Origin of the sequence: Sporosarcina sp. USHLN248 (genome assembly GCF_037144575.1) — a bacterium.
Classification (GTDB): Bacteria; Bacillota; Bacilli; order Bacillales_A; family Planococcaceae; genus Sporosarcina; species Sporosarcina contaminans.
In genome coordinates this window covers 1-16,279 of record NZ_JBBCZC010000059.1, presented here as the reverse complement: position 1 = coordinate 16,279, position 16,279 = coordinate 1, and the positions used below count along the sequence as shown (strand labels likewise).

13 protein-coding genes and 1 pseudogene are annotated in these 16,279 nt (G+C 39.8%); 3 read left to right on the top strand and 11 right to left on the bottom strand.

Annotated elements, in window-relative coordinates:
* Window positions 1–113 precede the first annotated feature (113 nt).
* The 4 genes and pseudogenes from WFH04_RS16870 to WFH04_RS16855 all read right to left on the bottom strand — a co-directional run bounded on the left by WFH04_RS16870 (window position 114) and on the right by WFH04_RS16855 (window position 4,168).
* Entirely contained in the window at window positions 114–902 is a 789-nt protein-coding gene (locus WFH04_RS16870; protein ID WP_336825268.1) for a YqhG family protein, read from the bottom strand.
* Window positions 832–2,452: pseudogene (locus WFH04_RS16865) on the bottom strand (DEAD/DEAH box helicase). Before WFH04_RS16865 ends, WFH04_RS16870 begins: the two are co-directional and overlap by 71 nt.
* Before the next feature lie 738 nt (window positions 2,453–3,190).
* Window positions 3,191–3,616 carry a GatB/YqeY domain-containing protein gene (locus WFH04_RS16860; RefSeq protein WP_336825266.1) on the bottom strand — a complete coding sequence of 142 codons (426 nt, stop codon included), beginning with the start codon at window positions 3,614–3,616 and terminating at the stop codon, window positions 3,191–3,193.
* A gap of 123 nt (window positions 3,617–3,739) precedes the next feature.
* Window positions 3,740–4,168 (bottom strand): SRPBCC family protein, encoded by a 429-nt coding sequence (locus WFH04_RS16855; protein WP_336825264.1) that lies wholly within the window; start codon window positions 4,166–4,168, stop codon window positions 3,740–3,742.
* A 683-nt stretch (window positions 4,169–4,851) separates the two neighbouring features.
* Between WFH04_RS16855 and WFH04_RS16850 the strand changes: the two genes are divergently transcribed.
* Complete coding sequence (locus WFH04_RS16850; protein ID WP_336825262.1) at window positions 4,852–5,799, top strand: hypothetical protein; 948 nt, start codon at window positions 4,852–4,854, stop codon at window positions 5,797–5,799.
* Window positions 5,800–5,866: 67 nt separating this feature from the next.
* Here WFH04_RS16850 and WFH04_RS16845 read toward each other — a convergent pair whose 3' ends face one another.
* From WFH04_RS16845 to WFH04_RS16825, 5 genes are read right to left on the bottom strand one after another with little or no spacing between them, the layout of a single operon-like run.
* Window positions 5,867–6,844 (bottom strand): alpha-ketoacid dehydrogenase subunit beta, encoded by a 978-nt coding sequence (locus tag WFH04_RS16845; RefSeq protein ID WP_336825260.1) that lies wholly within the window; start codon window positions 6,842–6,844, stop codon window positions 5,867–5,869.
* Entirely contained in the window at window positions 6,837–7,928 is a 1,092-nt protein-coding gene (pdhA, locus tag WFH04_RS16840; protein ID WP_336825258.1) for a pyruvate dehydrogenase (acetyl-transferring) E1 component subunit alpha, read from the bottom strand. The genes WFH04_RS16845 and pdhA overlap by 8 nt, the downstream gene beginning before the upstream one ends.
* Window positions 7,929–7,938: 10 nt before the next feature.
* Window positions 7,939–9,150, bottom strand: coding sequence for a dihydrolipoamide acetyltransferase family protein (locus WFH04_RS16835; RefSeq protein ID WP_336825256.1), 1,212 nt, complete (start codon window positions 9,148–9,150; stop codon window positions 7,939–7,941).
* Complete coding sequence (locus tag WFH04_RS16830; RefSeq protein ID WP_336825254.1) at window positions 9,147–10,292, bottom strand: Glu/Leu/Phe/Val family dehydrogenase; 1,146 nt, start codon at window positions 10,290–10,292, stop codon at window positions 9,147–9,149. Before WFH04_RS16830 ends, WFH04_RS16835 begins: the two co-directional genes overlap by 4 nt.
* 19 nt (window positions 10,293–10,311) lie before the next feature.
* Window positions 10,312–11,634: an APC family permease gene (locus WFH04_RS16825; RefSeq protein WP_336825252.1), complete on the bottom strand. Its 1,323-nt coding sequence runs from the start codon at window positions 11,632–11,634 to the stop codon at window positions 10,312–10,314.
* A 124-nt stretch (window positions 11,635–11,758) separates the two neighbouring features.
* Between WFH04_RS16825 and WFH04_RS16820 the strand changes: the two genes are divergently transcribed.
* Window positions 11,759–12,370: a TetR/AcrR family transcriptional regulator gene (locus WFH04_RS16820; RefSeq protein WP_336825250.1), complete on the top strand. Its 612-nt coding sequence runs from the start codon at window positions 11,759–11,761 to the stop codon at window positions 12,368–12,370.
* Window positions 12,371–12,479: 109 nt separating this feature from the next.
* Here the strand turns inward: WFH04_RS16820 and WFH04_RS16815 are convergent, their stop codons facing one another.
* Window positions 12,480–13,286: an alpha/beta fold hydrolase gene (locus WFH04_RS16815; RefSeq protein WP_336825248.1), complete on the bottom strand. Its 807-nt coding sequence runs from the start codon at window positions 13,284–13,286 to the stop codon at window positions 12,480–12,482.
* Window positions 13,287–13,787: 501 nt separating this feature from the next.
* Complete coding sequence (locus WFH04_RS16810; RefSeq protein WP_336825246.1) at window positions 13,788–14,297, bottom strand: GNAT family N-acetyltransferase; 510 nt, start codon at window positions 14,295–14,297, stop codon at window positions 13,788–13,790.
* Window positions 14,298–14,525: 228 nt separating this feature from the next.
* Here WFH04_RS16810 and WFH04_RS16805 point away from each other — a divergent pair, with 228 nt between their 5' ends.
* Window positions 14,526–16,139: a catalase gene (locus WFH04_RS16805; protein WP_336825244.1), complete on the top strand. Its 1,614-nt coding sequence runs from the start codon at window positions 14,526–14,528 to the stop codon at window positions 16,137–16,139.
* The last annotated feature ends 140 nt before the right edge of the window (window positions 16,140–16,279 follow it).

Sequence of the window (16,279 nt, the reverse complement as noted above, 5' to 3'; positions counted from 1 at the left end):
TGCGCCTGGAACGGAAAGCGACGGTTGTCAGGGGTTCCCCATTTATTCTCCAACCAGAAAGGGACTATCACAGAAAATCAGTTTTCACTGACTTTCTGGACAGCCCCATTTTGTTAAATCGGCAATAAATAAAACAGCCCACCGTTTACAATATCGATTTTTATAATCGTTTCATATTGCTCTTCAATCGCCTTTTTCTCTCTTTCATAGCATTCGGGTTTCTCGTCTACTTCATTATAGAAGTAATCCAACACATTCAGATCTCTCCGAAGTCTTTTTTTCGCTTCTTCTACCCATGTATGATCATCTTGTTGAATAAGATTGTCTACTACAAGATCCAAACGTTCGATTGCGCGCGTCGGTTTGATCGTATAGGGCAAGTGGAATGTGTTGGGCGATATCGAAGTACCCAATTCCCTTTGTTGAATTGTTTCTTGAAAACCGTCTATAACTTGCCCGTTCATTAAATTAATTCCTAATGAATAGAGCTTTTCTTTCGTACAATCACAGCTATACGTTATTTTATAGTTCACGCCTAACCATGGCGTCAAAATCGTTTTCACTTCTGATTGTGCATTTACTGTTTCATACATTTGGACGAATGAGCCTTGTTCCTTCGTTGCCTGGAAAATCTGATTGAGCCTCGGTGATCCGAAGTGCAAAACTTCTCCGTCTACTGCTCCAACTAACCTGTTTTTATTCGTAATAAGCGTCAACTTTGCAGGATTCGGCTCTCCGTTAATACTTTCCAAGTACTTCCAATAAAATAGGCGGTTCATAATCCTTTTATCCATATCAATCGTCAGTTGAACCTGTAAAAGATGATCGTTTTCATATAAAATGGGACAATTGTTTTCTTTGAAAAACTGACGCACATACGTATGGATTTGATGGGGGTACATGTTCTCTCTCCTTATATGGACAATTTAAATCCGGATAATATGTCATCCAATTCGCCGACAACTTTTTCAAAGACACCTATTTTTGTATTCAGCAAGTTCAAAATTTGTTCCTCAATTGTATGTTGTATTGCCAAATTATAAATATGGACATCATGCTCTTGCCCTAAACGGTGGACACGCCCAATTCGTTGCTCCAACTTCATTGGATTCCACGGCAAATCATAGTTAATGACATGATGGCAAAATTGGAGGTTGATCCCTTCGCTTCCCGACTCAGTCGCAATTAGCACTTGTGCTTTTTCTTTGAATAGCAACTTCATCCATTCCTTCTTGTTTTTGCTGAACTTCCCGTTAAATAAAACGCTCGTAATTCCTTTTGAATATAAATAAGATTGCAAGTACTCTTGGCTTGCCCGATATTCCGTAAAAATGATCACTTTGTCATTTGCTTTTGCAATAATTTCATACGCTTTCTCTGCTTTCGAATTCACTTCAAGCGCATTCAATTTTCCTAACAGTTCATCGATATAGGCAACCTCTTCTGATGCACTGCATTTTTCGCGCATTTTCAGAAGTGTAACAAGAGTGGCCTCCTTGCTGCTGCAAATTTCTCTCTGTAATGTAATGGTAGAAAATGCATCCGAAAATTGCGGAGAAACATTTTTTAATTCGGAGAGCATATGATAAACTTCTTTTTCCTGGTCACTAAATTCAATCGGAATGTTTTGTATGCGTCGGCTCGTCCATTCGTTTAACGTATCTTGCCTTGAGTTTCTTACCATCACTTGATTAATAAGCTCCTTTAAAAATTCATCCTCTTCTACATTGTGCTTACTCGCAGAAAAGGCGACTTGAAATGTTTCGAAATTTCCTAAGTGGCCTGGCTTCAGTAGTGAAATCAAATGAAACAGCTCGAATACGTCGTTTTGAATTGGCGTCGCTGTTAAAAGCAAGCAAAACTTTTTCTTTAAGCTTTGCACGAACTCATAGTTTTTCGTTTTATGGTTCTTTAATTTATGAGCCTCATCAATTATGATGAGATCATAATCTTGACTATAAATGTTTTCCTTATGTGGACTTCTCTTGGCCATATCCAAGCTCGCGACGACGATGTTGCAAGCATTCAAGTCGTATTTTTTACTATATTGCATCGCTGGAATATGGAATTTTTGATTTAGTTCTTCAAGCCATTGATTCATAAGGGATGCGGGGACTAAAATAAGCGCTTTTTTTACGAGGCCTCTTATGAGGTATTCTTTCAAGATCAAACCTGCTTCAATCGTTTTACCGAGCCCGACTTCATCGGCAAGTATCGCTTTTCCATTCATCCTCTCGATAACAGTTTCAGCCGCTTCCAACTGGTGTGCATATGGCTTAAGTTCAGGTAAATATTTTGGAGATTGAAGTCCATAAAAGTCTTCAATCAGTTTTGCCTTTTCCACTTCATAGCACATTTTATATAACGTCCAACTATCCCATGGTTGTCGATTTTCCAGCCTATCGACAAAACCTTCTTTCCATTCGGATGATCGTTGAATTTGCATATGCATCCCCTCATACAACATTTTCTTACTTGTTAGATTGTCCAAAAACGACAAACCTATGTGCGATTAGGTTCGCGTGCATTTGCCATGAAATGATTGGAACTTCCATTTTTGTAACCGTAAATAATGGGATATGCTGAAAAATCACTGGTTGCTCTTTAGTCACATTGTATGCCTACACCTGAAAGCTTTAAAGATTTTTTCTAATTACCAAGGATAAATGGTATCATTTATAATTTTCGATAAACCGTTAGAAATGGTGAGGAATGAAATTTATATATAGTGTTTATATGAGAATTAACGATTATTGGCGGTTGGCGCACATACAGAAAGATGAATGAAGAGGAACGACGAGTACTTAAAAACGAGATAAGAAATCCTGTATTCTTTTAGGCATGCTCCCTATTTTTTGTCGGTTTGCTTTATTTCTAACAGGCACCGCACAATTAAAAATCTTAAAAGATATAGGAATTGGTTTCATATTTTCCGGTTGGTTTATGATTTGGATCATTAGTTTAGTGAAAAGAGAAGAAAGTACAGCTAAAAGTATTGTTATGATTATAATGGGAGTGGTCGTATTGCTTGCTCCTCTTTATTTCCTGTAGCACATTTCCAAAGTTTTGCTAAACTTTCATGTTCATTTAAACATGCTAAAAGTAAACCTCATTTAAATAAGTTATTTTAAGTTATTTTTCACCAATCAAAAAATGATAGGCTCCGATGAGAACCTATCATTTTACAGTTTTAAATCATGCTTTTTACAACTTTAGACATTGTCGCGCCATCTGCTTTTCCTGCGAGCAATGGCTTTGCAATTTTCATGGCGTCTCCCATGTTCATTCCTTTTACAACGCCTGCTTCTGAAAGTATTTTTTCAATTTCCTCTTCGCCCAATTGCTCGGGTAAAAACGATTTGAGAAGAGATAACTTTGCTTCTTCCTGTTCAATCAAATCTTCGCGTCCCGCTTGCTTCGCACTATCAAGGGACTGATTTGTCTGTTTGATTTCCCGGTTGACTACCGCAACTTCTTCTTCCACTGTCAATGCCGAGCCTTTTTCTTTCTCGGCGCGATCAAGTCCTGCTTTTAAAAGAGTTAACACCCCTTTAGAAAGCACATCTTTTTCTCTCATAGCTGTTTTCAATTGTTCAAAAACCTCTGTCTTTAACATCAAATTCCCTCGCTTCCCTTTTCTATAAGAGCGTACCTAAAATCCTTTTGTGTAAAAATTATAGGGGAGGCACGCGTGAAAATCAATCTTTGAATCTGATTGGGCTACTGTAGATCACGCTGTTTAGTGAACCAATGATGCCCTCAACGTTGTAATGCCGTTTTCCAAATAGCCTTTTAAACAAGTGAGCATGTATACCCACCCTTCTTTTTGTCCCATCATTTTATTGATAACGTCAGGGTCATCAGAGCTCAGTCCCGTTTCTGTCACTTCGATCATTGTGCTATCTTCATTAGTTGCATGAAACATAATGGACACTTGCGTTTCTCCCCATGAGAAAATGAGTTCCTTGTCTTGTTCAACATGCAGCACATTCATCTCTCCTTCTGCATTATATTCCTCATATTTTAATGTAACGTTCTTTCCTTCCTCAAGTCTTCCTGTACTTTCAGAAAACCAATAGCCGCCAATTTGTTCAGGACTCACAATGGCTTCAAACACTTCCGCCACCGGCTTATTGATTTTCATCTTCGTTTTAATTCGCGTATCCATAAATGTCTCACTGCTTTCTTAGTTTATTTTTTCACAATTGGTTCCGTATAGGACAAAATTGAGATGATATGACTGTGTCATACCAACGCATATAATGTTGGCTCTTGTTCGTGAAATGCAGAAATTGCCCAACTGTTTTCCACATACTCCATTAACTTTCATAAATTCAAAAGGCGTCTCCTCTGAACTGTTCCCTCTCATTCCATAGCGTATTATATAGTTCGGAAAATCAATTTGGTAGGAAACGACATCTGCTTTCTGATGTTCTGAAATAAGTAACTGTCATGCTTCCCTTGCTTTATTCACAATAAACCTCAAGTTGATTTTTTTATTTTTTAGTACCTTAATTGTTCAAATGAAATCACGTAACCTTTTTCATTTACTATATCATCAAACGCCAAAGTCGATCCCCCAGTTTCCTTTTCCACTAGAACTCCTCTATTTTCGTAAAGTTTATGTGCAATTCCATAAGTGTTTTGCTTTTTGCGGGCATGTATGCGTGATCACTGGCTTTAAGCGCAGAAATGATAAGATTATGGGTTTTGTATGGATTCATGCGTCTTTCAAGTGAGTTTTCATGCATGGATTGGGAGCTGGTGTTTACAACTTTTTATTGTATTGAATTTTTCATTTAGTAAGATATTATTGAATATAGGTGGCTACTATGAAAGGAACGAATAATTATGGAGATTGCTATTCAGCCTGCAGTGCAGCAAATAATGAAATGGGTTGATACATATATACCTGAAAGAGACTTATTTTTCTTAGCCGAAAACGACTTACCTTTTTATCAGGATTATTTGTCCGGCATATTACTATTTCCAAGTAAAGAGTTTTTCAACCATTCTTCCTATAGCAATATTGAAATGGTGAACAGCTATATGTATTGGACGATTTCAAAGGATGCACAATTCGTTATAGTTGCTCCTCCTTCTTGGATTGAGTCATTACCCAGCGTTAAAAAAGAGATGCTCTTTAAGCGGCAACATGAATTAGGCAGAGGATTACTCGGCTCGTTGTCTATGGTTAGCGATAAAAACAGCATTCCGCAGGACTATATAGTAGAAGTGAATGATGAGCAGATTGTCGCCCTTCAAAAAGCAATGTGGACAAATTTGCCGTATTCAACAAAAGAAGAAATCGTCTGCAAAACTGCAAGGGAATATGATGAATGGACAGCGGAACAGGCCCCCGCCAATTTACCATCGCATCTAGTAGCGTACGCTAATTCATTTGCCACCCTTCATGGGGCAAATTGTCTTGCTGCTGTTCTTTATGCAATTAGTTCCGAACCGGCGCGAGATGAGTGGATCATTAAAGAATGGGTGCATGACCAAACTTTCGCTCTTACATTACAACAAGCAGACTATAATATGACAGATGGCCCATTCCAAGAAACAGACGTCATCGTATGGATAGACGAGCAAGATATAATTCAGCACGCAGCCTATTGCATTGACGGGAAACATTTCTTCAATAAAAATGGCCAAACATGTTTCAATCCTTGGAAAATTGTTGATTGGGCAAACCTATCGAATGAATGGAACCGTTTTACCCATCGTATATATCGGAAAGAGCAAAAGACATCAGTGAAGTATCAACATTATAGCGTTTCGGGAAACAATATTTGATTGACATAAAAACAGCCAAGCTGCAAGTTTACATGCAGTTTGGCTGCTCGTATTTTGAACGACGAAGTTAGTAGGATAGGAGTTTGTCGATTGCAGACGTGACTCTTTGCGCATTCGGCAACCAATCATCTTCAACCGATCCAACCGGATATGGGGTCCCATATCCAGTCACTCTCATAATCGGAGCTGCGAGAGAAAACAGCCCTTTTTCACTTACAAGGGCGGCGATTTCCGCTCCAATTCCATTCGTCTTCACAGCTTCATGCACAATGAGCAGTCGCTCGGTTTTTTCAACGGATTGCAAAATCGTGTCAATGTCCAATGGAGCCACGGTTCTAAGATCAATTAATTCGAGAGAAATCCCTTTTGCTTTATAGAGTTCGGAAACCTTTTTCAACAAAAGAACAGGTGGGCCCCAAGAAACTACCGTAGCATGTGTTCCTTCCTGAATAACTTTCGCTTTGCCGATTGGGATTTCATAACTTTCACTCGGCACTTCTTCTTTGAACGCCCGATATAGTTTCATTGGCTCCAAAAACAATACAGGGTCATTGTCTCTCATAGCTGCTGTAAGTAACCCTTTCGCATCGTACGGAGTCGAAGGCATAATGATTTTAAGGCCAGGTGTATGCGAAAAAAGCGCTTCTAAACTGTCGGAATGCAACTCAGGTGTCCGAACTCCACCGCCATACGGACTCCGGATGACCATTGGCACATTGAATCGACCAGCTGACTTAAAGCGCATCCTTGCTGCTTGGCTCGCGACTTGATCCATCGCTTCATAAATGAAACCTAAAAACTGAATTTCCGCAACCGGACGAAAGCCATTGATGCCCATACCGATCGATGCCCCGATGATGGCCGATTCTGCTAATGGAGTATCGAATACCCTCTCCTTTCCAAAACGATCCGCTAATCCGTCTGTGACACGAAAGACACCACCGTTTTTCCCGATATCCTCCCCTAACAACACGATGCGTTCGTCTCGCTCCATTTCATATGCTAACGCTTCCTGTATCGCTTGAATCATCGTCAATTCAGCCAATCTGTACACCTCCTGTCTTTTGCCGATAGAAGTTTGCTGCTTCTTCTTTCTGTTCCTTCAGTTGCTCATCAGGCGTTTCATAAACATGATCAAAAATCTCACTGATGTTTGGATAACTTTCGTTTTCAACTGCAGTGATTGCTTCATTCAGGCGTTCATGAAACGCCTTCTCCGTTTCATTTTCCCTCTCATCACTCCACAGTTTTTTATTTTCAAGAAATCGTTTCATCCTTACAAGCGGATCCTTTTTGCGCCATACTTCCCTTTCTCCATCCTCCCTGTATTTTGAAGGATCGTCAGAAGTTGTATGCGGCCCTAAACGATAGGTCACCGCTTCGATTAACGTTGGGCCTTCTCCATTTCTCGCCCGTTCCACTGCCTCTTTTGTCGCTTCATAAACCGCAATGATATCATTTCCGTCTACCTGAATTCCTTTTACACCATATGCAATTGCTTTTTGAGCGATTGTTTTACTTGCCATCTGTTGCTTCAGCGGAACACTTATCGCGTATTGATTGTTTTGACAGAAAAAAATTGTCGGCGTTTTATATACTGCAGCAAAGTTAAGTGCTTCATGGAAATCTCCTTCAGAAGTAGCGCCATCTCCAAAATAGCTTATCGCAACATCTGTTTCCCCTCTCAGCTTCGTTGCCATTGACAGTCCTACCGCATGCAATGTTTGGGCAGCTATAATAATTTGCACTGGCAGTATCCTGACATCTTCAGGTGTTTTCCCTCCTTCCAAATGACCGGTTACATAATGCAAAATCTGTTCGATTGGCATGCCGTGAACAAAGCATGCCGCAAGATCACGGTAGCTTGGACAGATCCAATCAGATCGTTCCAAAGCAAGGGCGCTCCCAATTTGAGCTGCTTCTTGCCCACTGAATGGTGCATATGTGCCAATTCTTCCTTGACGTTGCATTTTTAGAAGCTTCTCATCTAATATCCTAACCTCTTTCATCTGACGATACATTTCTACCAATAAGTCATCAGCAATCCCGCAATCTTTCTCATCCAATAAATTACCTGCCTCATCTAACCTTCGAACCATTTGAAACGTCAACTGGTTTTCATCAAACATATTACCCCTCCTATCGCGCTTTCAAAAAGTAGAGTTCCGGATGATCGATATAAGACGATAGATCCCTCATAAATTTACCTGCGGGCTCCCCATCAATTATTCTATGGTCAAACGACAAACTGATTCCCATTACATGACCGATTCCCAACTCACGATTCGGCAAAATAACTGGTTTCTCTTTTATGGAATGAACACCTAAGATTGCTACCTGCGGATGATTAATAATTGGTGTCGCATAAAAACCGCCATTAGCCCCTGTATTGGAAATCGTGAAAGTTCCGCCACGCAATTCTTCCAATGCCAATTTCCCTGCAATCGCTTTTTCTTGAAGATTTTGAAGCGCTTGAGCAATTTCTTCGATTGATTTCCTATCTACTTGGTGGATGACAGGTACAACAAGCCCTTGCGGAGTCGCCATAGCAATGCCGATGTTATACTCCTCATTAAAAACAATTTCCTCTTTATCCTCATCAATCATCGCGTTGAAAATCGGATTGTTTTTAAGAACCTCTGACAGCAATTTGACGATGATTGGCAAAAAAGTAATTTTGCAATTTGAAGATTGATTCAATGAATCCTTCAATGCGATAAGACGCTCTACATTTATCTCATCCATGCCAGTAGCGTGAGGGATTGTAAAAGCAGACTTGACCATGTTTTTATAAATTTGTTTACGCAAACCGCGGATTGGAATACGTTTAATGGCTTGATGATCAGCAGTTTCTTTTATTGCTACAGTGCCTTTAGTACCAGCAACCCTATTTTTCTCCTTCATTGAGTCGGCATATTGTAAAACAGCCTCTTTTGTAATTCTTTCTCCGCCTATTGCTTTATGGATATCTTGTAAATTTAGTCCCATATCACGTGCCATCTTACGAATGCTTGGCGCCGCCTTAACTCTCGGTCCAGTAGAAGATAGCTCACGATTTACTCGCTGTCCTTCTCGTTCTACTTGCGTTTGATTGTTAGGCGAACTTTTTTCATTTTCTAAAGCGATTTCTACGATTGTCTCACCGACAAAGATCGTATCGCCTTCTTGTCCATTTCTGCTTGTAATCCTTCCTTCTTTCGGCGACGTAATTTCAACGGCTGCCTTGTCAGTCTGGACCTCTACAATCGGTTCGTCCATTTTCACCTGATCACCTTCAGAGACAAACCATTTTATGATTTCCGCTTCATGCAGCCCCTCTCCGATATCCGCAAATTTTAGCTGAAAACTCATAAATAGGATTCCTCCTTCGACAAACTCTCCACTAATGTCTTAGCTGCCTTGCGGGCAGGAATATTCTCTTTTGCTACAGCTGTTAAAACCGTGTCGATTGTAATTGTCAAACGACCTCCTAAAAAGGTGAAGATCTCCTCTGCTTTGCCATCCACATTCCCATCTAAAACAGCGACAAATAAACCTGCCCCTCCACTATTCGCAATAAAATCAGGAATGACCGGCACACCTTTTTCGAAAAGGATCGCTTCTGCCTCTTCCGTTACAGGCAAGTTTGCACCTTCAACAATTAAGTTTGCTTTTACGAAGCGAACATTCTGTGCATTGATCACATCCGCAATTGCAGCTGGAATTAATACATCTACGTCCAATTCAAGCCATTTTTCGCCGGATAACTGTTCATAACGTTCAGGCAGGCCATTTCGATTAATATTCCCTCGATGGTCTTTCAGAGACAAAAGCAAGTCGATGTCCAAACCTTCTTTGTAATAAATCGTTCCGTCAATATCTGCAACGGCAACAATTTTGAAACCTTTCTGATATAGAAACTTCGCGGCACTTGCACCAACACTGCCAAACCCTTGGATCGACACTTTTGCTTGAGCAGGTTCCGTTCCGATCTTTTTCAAAGCTTGTTCCGTTACTACAGCTACTCCATAGCCTGTTACAAGCTCAGTTAAAGCTTGTCCCTCATATATAGCAGTCATCGCTTCTTGCAAATTTCTCATCAATAATTGCTTGTTATTTTGTTTACTAATGAATGCTTGAACAGAAGATTGAATCCCTAACTCATTCAACAGTCTTACAATGTCTTCCTCACGCGTCCCCAAATCCTCACTCGTCAGCCAGTATTCTTTAATGTATGGTGCATGAGCTTCGAGATACCTTTTTAAAACACCTTCGCTTTCTTCATCGTTGGAAGGAAAATCAATCCCTCCCTTTGCTCCGCCGACAGCCATTCCTAAGCCTGCCATTTTTATAGTCATTGTTTCAGCTAAACGGACAACTTCCTCCTTTGTCACACCTTGTCTCATCCGTATTCCGCCTGCGCAAAATCCGCCCTTCAATTCATCAATTACCATATATCCTTTTGCACCGGTTTTCTGATCAACCCATTCAGTTACTAAATAAGATTGCTTCAACTTTCCCGTCCCCTTTCTATTAATCTATGCTTTTATTTAATGAATCTGTCAGGATGTCAACTTTAACGATTTTGCTATAAATCACTCCAATGATTGCAAGTGCCAATGCCATAGCCCCGACAATGGGAGCATCCATAACTGCCAAAAAAGTGAACAACAAACTGCTTACAATCCCTAAAAAACTGCAAGCAATTAGGATCGGTTTAGGGATTCTAAGAGCTGCCTTCTCATACAAATCGGGCATTTTTTTAAAAATATTCAGTGCACTCATCCCCATTACGATTCCACTTAATAAAAGACCAGCTACAGTCATCGTTGCAAATACCGTCTCACTGATTCCTGAAACAATTAAAACAATTGTGATGCCATTTACAATTAGCAGTGACAAATAAGGCGTTCCGAAGGATTTATGTTTCCTTGCAAAATACTTGGACACAACCCCCTCTTTTGCCATAACGACAAATTCGTGTGGGATGATTAGCATAATGGCATTCAGCGTTGTAAAAATCGCCAATAACCCACCGATTGCAATGAATGTAACAACCCACCCCGGCAAAAAGAGACTGGCAGCCATCGGAAGTGAAGTAGTAAAACTTATAAAATCCTCGATACTAACTACTGATGTAGAAATATACGAAACACCCATATAGATTAAAGTAACGATGACTAGACTGATTAAAATGGCTCTTGGTGTATTTTTCTGCGGATTTTTTATTTCTCCACCGATTTCCGTTATAAGCCCATATCCAGCATAAGAATAAAATGCGAGGACAGCTGCCATCATCAATCCGCTTACACCATTTCTCAAAAAAGGGCCATTATCGATTGGGATGAATTCTGCACTGTGCTGATAGAAGAAACCGAAGACGATGTATATTAATAAAGCGATGAGCATCCAAGCAACCATGACGATTTGTATCTTATTCGCAAATTTCATACCATAGAGATTGACTAAAACAAATATTAAGACAATTGAAATTGCAATAATTACTTGAGATCCGCCCGCTATGAAAAATGATAAGTAGTTGACAAACCCTAATGCGAGCATGCCAATTGCTCCTACTCCTGCCATAATCATAAAGAAGGCTGTTATAATGCCCATCGTAGGATTCAATAGACGGCTAGCATATACATAACTCCCTCCTGTACTCGGAAACATGGAGCCTAACTGCATGTAGTAAGCGCTTCCAAAAAGAGCCGGAATCGCCCCAAGCAAGAAAGATAGTGTTAAGGATGGTCCTGTTTGGTCTGCCAAAGGCCCGAGTAAAATAAAGATAGCTGCACCGACCATTGTTCCGATAAGAGTAGAAATCGCACCAATCAATCCAATTTTTGCTTGCATTCATATCCCCCTCGCTCAATTTATCAAACTATTAACTATATGACCAAATGTCATATAGTTTTTAAATTATCTGTATGTTAATATAAATGTGACAACGTGTCAATATCTTTTTTGAGGTGTAACAATGAAAAAAACCGATGGCAGATTACAAAGAACTTTAAAAACGAGGGAAAAGTTATTGAAAGCAGCAAGTAAAGTTTTCCTAAAAAAGGGATACCATAATTCCACCATCAAGGAAATTAATCAAGAAGCCAATGTTGGGCATGGTACTTTTTATATTCACTTTCCGAAAGGCAAAGATGAAATATTATCGGAATTAATGAAAAATGTAATGGATGAGCTTTACAAGGTTGCTGATATTGAATTCGATCCAAAAACGAAAGAGGATGCTTTCCATGTTATTAGAGAGCAAGTATTTCACTTTATTTCCTTAGCTGAGGTACATAGAAGTATATTAATGGTCGTTTACGAAGCAATCGGGGTATCACAGCTTCTAAGCGATAAGTGGGAAGAAATATTACTAAAATTTGCTGAAAGAATTGTCAAAGATAATCAGTACTCGCAAGGGCATGGCCTTGCAAAAAAAGATTTGAATACTGGCGTTTCTTCAAGGGTTTTGTTATTTACATGTGAAAGATTCGTCTGGGAAATTGTAAGGGAAAAGAACAAAATTCCTATTCCAGAAATTGCCGATAACATAACAAAAATATATATGTTCGGGTTGTATGAAAACTAATTTTTTTCCTAATACTCGTCCATGGCGAAAAAGTAGTTGTTCTGACAGACAAACTTTTTCGCCATTTGTTATTATTCATATAGATCAGTCTACACGATCTGTATGTGCATTAAATCGTGCATTGCTTTCGTAAAAACTGAAGAAGGAGTTTGTTGAAAAAGACTGGGTTATCTTGATTTGCACAATGTCCTGCATCGGGTATCCAATGGAACTCACATTGTGTTTCTCGTGATGCCCACCTTCGAGCAATTTTTTTAATATTTCCGGTCTTATCAAGCTCTCCACAGACGAGCAACATCGGTTTATTAATGAAATAATCCTTTTCTGCATGAAGACATTTTGTCGTTGCAAGGAAGATTGTCGTGAAGTCATTTTTTCCTATTCGATAGAAAGTGGATTTTAAATACTGCTGAACATCTTTTTTCACTGAGCTAGCGTTTGCGCTTAGTGGCAACAGCCATTTCCCCGGACACGATTTCATAATGAAAGGAGCCATCCAAATAGCTGTTTTTTCTGCAATCGACAATTCCATCGTATTGCATGTACAATCAATTAGCACTAGATTATCCACCATTTCCGGATAATGAAATGCCATCTCCTGAGCCAAGTTCCCTCCCATCGATTGTCCAATGAAAGTCGCTTTCTGAATCCTTTCTTGTGACATGATTGCCTTCAAATCTTCCATAAGCATTTTCAAACTAAATTCTTCACCTATTGGCCTTGATAATCCATGGCCTCTCGCATCCCACAGCAAAACGTTAAATGATTCGTCCATCTCCTCAATTTGATCATTGAACATATTATGATCTGCCCCCGCCCCGTGTAAAAAAATGAGCCATGGGCGATCCTTAGCATATGTAATCCAATAATGAATTGCACAGCCATCTTTTGTAAGCACTTTATTTAAAAAATTCAAAACGATCCCACCCCTTTACTTTCAGTATGCATTGAGCCCTCTCATAAATCAAAGACAGATATAAAACAATAAAAACCCGCCTCCTGACAATTATTTATCAGGAAGGCAGGTTCATAGTACAATCATTCAATTACTTTCTTAGCAGCTCAACTTTCCTAGCCCTTCTACAGCAAATTGTCCATTTTCAGTTTCCATTGAAAAGCTGTCCGTACTGTATTCATTACCAAGATCATCAATGATTTTCATTGTCTACGAATGGTGTTTCATTCTCAAAACGTTGATTTACTGAAAACTGCAAGTTGAAAGAAGTCGGGTTCGCCTTAGCCGATAAAACTTTGAGTCGAGTGCTCTGCCTCCAAATGGAAGAATACACAACCATTCTATTGCTCTTGTCAGTTTTAAGCATACAAGTTGTAGTGCATAATCTGAATAGCGCCTTGCACAGGCACAAAAAACCATCTCTTAACCATTAATGCCAAGGGATGGTTCGTGCATTTAACTTCACTTTTGTTCCCACGAATAGCAAACAAATTTCAGCTGTTGGCCATTCATTTCAATTACTTCATCGGAGTCGATTTGCTCAAAACCGTTTTTCTCTAAAACTTTTTGTGATGCTCTATTATTCTGCGTTGTTTTTGCAAAGATCTGCTTTATATTATATTTTTCCACTTCTTCTATTAGGCTTTTTAACGCCTTAGTAGCAATGCCCTTTTTAGTATAGGATTGTCCAATCCGGTATCCAAGATGTCCTGTCTTTTCTTCTTCATCAATATCGATTAAATTCATTCTCCCAACGATTGAACCATTTTCGTCTTTAATTAAATAGAATAAAGAACTGCCTTGAGCTTGTTCATCAAGCAAATCTTGATGCCTTTTTCTAAAAATATCTGGCCGATAATAATCATCTCCACGGCTCGGCACCATTTCCTCAAAGAAAGCTCTATTTTCAAGTTCAAATTTATACAATTCCTCCGCGTCCGTAACATGAAGTTTCTCGATCGATAAATCCATTTTATCACCCATTCATTTTATTATACGATCCAATATCTTTGTATTCGATATGGTAAAGATAAAAACCTTCTTAGAAAAAGGAACGAGCAACTATGACGATCATCGCAAAGGTTATCCGTAATTTAGAAATGCGATATTATCGGGTTAAAACATGCAATGGTAAGGGTAGGATAAGGATATAATCCTAAATCCCATCGGGTAGGAAATTTACTATTCAGGAGGTTCAAAATGAAGGACAATCACAAAGAGACGTCGCAAAAAATGTCAGACATGGAAAACGAAATGACATTGACGAATCGGCAAGGACATCCGATTACGAACAACCAAGATTTAAGAACTGTTGGCAATAGAGGGCCTGCTACGTTAGAGAACTATGACTTCATCGAAAAAATTAGCCATTTCGATCGGGAGCGTGTGCCGGAACGTGTCGTCCATGCACGAGGAGCGGGGGCACATGGCTATTTTGAAGCTTACGGTACAGCTGGGGACGAGCCTGTGTCCAAGTATACGCGAGCAAAGCTATTTCAGGAAAAAGGGAAGAGAACACCTGTATTCGTCCGCTTTTCTTCGGTTATTCACGGAGGTCACTCTCCGGAAACGCTTCGTGATCCGCGCGGCTTTGCCGTGAAATTTTATACAGAAGACGGCAACTGGGATTTAGTCGGCAACAATATTAAAATCTTTTTCATTCGTGATGCGATTAAGTTCCCTGATATGATTCATGCCTTTAAACCGGATCCAATTACGAATATACAAGACAGTGAACGCTTCTTTGATTTCTGTGCAAGCTCTCCTGAGTCTTTCCATATGGTGACGTTCATTTATTCACCGTGGGGAATTCCTGCAAACTACCGGCAAATGCAAGGATCCGGGGTAAACACGTATAAATGGGTGAATAGCGAAGGGGAAGCCGTTTTAGTGAAATACCATTGGGAACCGCTGCAAGGAATTAAAAACTTAACACAAAAAGAGGCAGAAGAAATTCAAGCGAAAAACTTCAACCATGCCACTCAAGATTTATATGATGCAATCGAACGTGGAGATTATCCGGAATGGGAATTATACGTCCAAATTATGAGCGACGGCGAACATCCAGAGTTGGATTTTGATCCGCTTGATGACACAAAACTTTGGCCGAACGACCAATTTCCATGGAAAAAAGTCGGTAAATTAGTATTGAATAAAAACCCTGAAGATTATTTCACTGAAGTCGAGCAAGCTGCTTTCGGAACAGGCGTTTTAGTCGACGGGCTTGATTTCTCTGATGATAAAATGCTGCAAGGACGGACGTTCTCTTACTCAGATACCCAACGGCACAGGGTTGGCGCCAACTATCTGCAATTACCGATCAATGCACCGAAAAAACGAGTCGCTACAAACCAGAGTGGAGGCAACATGCAATACAAAGTCGACAGGGCTCCCGGACAAAATCCACATATCAATTATGAACCATCCATTTTAGGTGGTCTGGAAGAAGCAGAGCAGCCCGGAAAAGAGCATACACCACATGTAGAAGGCAAATTAGTTCGCCAATCGATCGATCGCAATGACAATACGAAGCAAGCAGGAGAAACATACCGTGCATTTGAAGACTGGGAAAGAGATGAGTTGATCTCAAACCTAGTCAATGACTTATCGAAATGCGATCCGCGTATCCAGGAAAAAATGATTGCACTTGCGGAGCAAGCCGATGACGAGTACGGCCGCCGCTTGCGTGAAGGACTGGAAAACGCAAAAACGGAACAATCAAATTTAGGTGAAGGAGCTCCGCTTGGCAATATAGACGGTGAAAAAGCGCCAAAAACTGCCGAACAAAAAGGGCATGAAGCCGATCCTTATTAATACAAAAAGGTACCGCATCATTGCGGTACCTCAGACTGTAGACAAAAGGGTTGGAAATCGAATTGATTTCCAACCCTTTTGTCAATTATGAAGTTATTTTAACGGAAAAAGGCCTTTTTATCTCGTAATATTAGCTTCTA

What these genes read in the sequence shown, in the direction of transcription:
- WFH04_RS16810 (WP_336825246.1), bottom strand. Translation starts at nt 14,297, where the DNA reads ATGGATTTATCGATCGAGAAACTTCATGTTACGGACGCGGAGGAATTG.
- WFH04_RS16825 (WP_336825252.1), bottom strand. Translation starts at nt 11,634, where the DNA reads ATGCAAGCAAAAATTGGATTGATTGGTGCGATTTCTACTCTTATCGGA.
- WFH04_RS16820 (WP_336825250.1), top strand. Translation starts at nt 11,759, where the DNA reads ATGAAAAAAACCGATGGCAGATTACAAAGAACTTTAAAAACGAGGGAA.
- WFH04_RS16850 (WP_336825262.1), top strand. Translation starts at nt 4,852, where the DNA reads ATGGAGATTGCTATTCAGCCTGCAGTGCAGCAAATAATGAAATGGGTT.
- pdhA (WP_336825258.1), bottom strand. Translation starts at nt 7,928, where the DNA reads ATGTTTGATGAAAACCAGTTGACGTTTCAAATGGTTCGAAGGTTAGAT.
- WFH04_RS16805 (WP_336825244.1), top strand. Translation starts at nt 14,526, where the DNA reads ATGAAGGACAATCACAAAGAGACGTCGCAAAAAATGTCAGACATGGAA.
- WFH04_RS16860 (WP_336825266.1), bottom strand. Translation starts at nt 3,616, where the DNA reads ATGTTAAAGACAGAGGTTTTTGAACAATTGAAAACAGCTATGAGAGAA.
- WFH04_RS16855 (WP_336825264.1), bottom strand. Translation starts at nt 4,168, where the DNA reads ATGGATACGCGAATTAAAACGAAGATGAAAATCAATAAGCCGGTGGCG.
- WFH04_RS16870 (WP_336825268.1), bottom strand. Translation starts at nt 902, where the DNA reads ATGTACCCCCATCAAATCCATACGTATGTGCGTCAGTTTTTCAAAGAA.
- WFH04_RS16835 (WP_336825256.1), bottom strand. Translation starts at nt 9,150, where the DNA reads ATGAGTTTTCAGCTAAAATTTGCGGATATCGGAGAGGGGCTGCATGAA.